Origin of the sequence: Rhizobium sp. BK060 (assembly GCF_014193145.1) — a bacterium.
Taxonomy (GTDB): Bacteria; Pseudomonadota; Alphaproteobacteria; order Rhizobiales; family Rhizobiaceae; genus Rhizobium.
The window spans coordinates 1-1,410 of sequence record NZ_JACHYW010000069.1; the positions used below are offsets into that span (position 1 = coordinate 1).

Below are 1,410 nucleotides of genomic sequence, written 5' to 3' on the forward strand. Positions count from 1 at the left end.
GGCTGTGTGAGTGGCCCGGACCATGTACCCCCGGAGATGCCGCTTCCGGCGAAGTTCAGCGAGGGTGGCGCCAAGGACATCGGCGACGTGTCGACGGCGGCCTGGTGGACGGCTTATCGTGACACGAAGCTGAACGGCCTGGTGGTCCAGGGGCTGAACGAGAACCTGTCGGTGCAGCAGGCGCTGGAGCGCATCAATGCGGCCGCCGGCGGCGTCACCGTGGCCGGAGCCGGGTCGTTGCCGAGCCTGTTGGTCGGCGCCAGCCACACCACCAGCGGCACGATGGGCGAGCGCCGCACCTCGATTGGCGCCACCAACACCAGCGCCGGCGAAGCCAACGTCTCCTGGCTGCTCGACCTGTTCGGCCAGTACCGCCGCTCGAAGGAAAGCGCCCAGGCAACGCTCGATGCCGCCTATTCCAGCGCCGACGTCGCCAAGCTCACCTATCTGCAGGATCTGGTGAACTCCTACATCGACCTGCGCTTCTTCCAGGAGCGCCTGGCGCTGTCGCGCGCCAACCTGAAGTCGCGCCAGGAAACCTACGAGCTGACCCAGTTCCAGCTCGAAGCCGGTGCCGCCTCGCGCCTCGACGTCGTCCAGGCCGAAGGTCTGGTGCAGTCGACGCAGGCCGAAATCCCCGGCCTGGAGACCAACATCCGCGTTGCCGCCCACCACATCGCCACGCTGCTCGGCCAGCCGGCCGGCTCGCTGCTCGGCGAGCTGTTGAAGGGCGCGCCGCAGCCGATCTTCCGCGGCGGCATCGTCTCCGGCATCCCGGCCGACCTGATCCGCAACCGGCCCGACATTCGCGTCGCCGAGCGCAATCTGGCCGCCGCCACCGCCAATATCGGCGTCGCCATCGCGCAGCTCTATCCGACGATCACCCTGTCGGGCTCGATCTCGCCGAGCTATGTCAAGCCGGCCGGCTTCTCCGGCGGCAGCCTGACCACCTGGTCGTTCGGCCCGACCCTGACGCTGCCGATCTTCGACGGCGGCCGCCTGCGCGCCAATGTCGACATCGCCAAGTCGGATGCCAAGACGCAGTATCTCGCCTGGAAGTCAACGGTGCTGGATGCCGTCGAAGAGGTGGAGAACGCGCTGTCGGCGGTGCGCCGCGACGCCCAGACGGTGGAAGCGCTGCGCGCCCAGGTGAAGACGACGCAGGAAACCCTGGAACTGTCGACCGCCAGCTACAAGGACGGCGCTTCCTCGCTGCTCGACGTGCTCGATGCGCAGCGCCAGGTGTCGCTGGCCCAGGCAAGTCTGGCCGCCGCCATCCAGCAGATGGCCAAGGACTATGTCTCCCTCAACGTCGCCATCGGCGGCGGCTACAATCCCGGCGCACCCAGGACCACCGCGCCGCCAAAGGCAAGCTGAACGACAGCAGACAAAAAGCCCCGCAATCGCGGG

The 1,410-nt window shown here is 68.0% G+C and carries 1 protein-coding gene; it reads left to right on the forward strand.

All coding sequences use genetic code 11. From position 1 onward, the window contains the following. Positions 1-1,377, forward strand: a 1,377-nt coding sequence (locus FHT71_RS31140) for an efflux transporter outer membrane subunit (RefSeq protein ID WP_183723304.1), incomplete at its 5' end; no start/stop codon positions are given. Positions 1,378-1,410 lie beyond the last annotated feature (33 nt).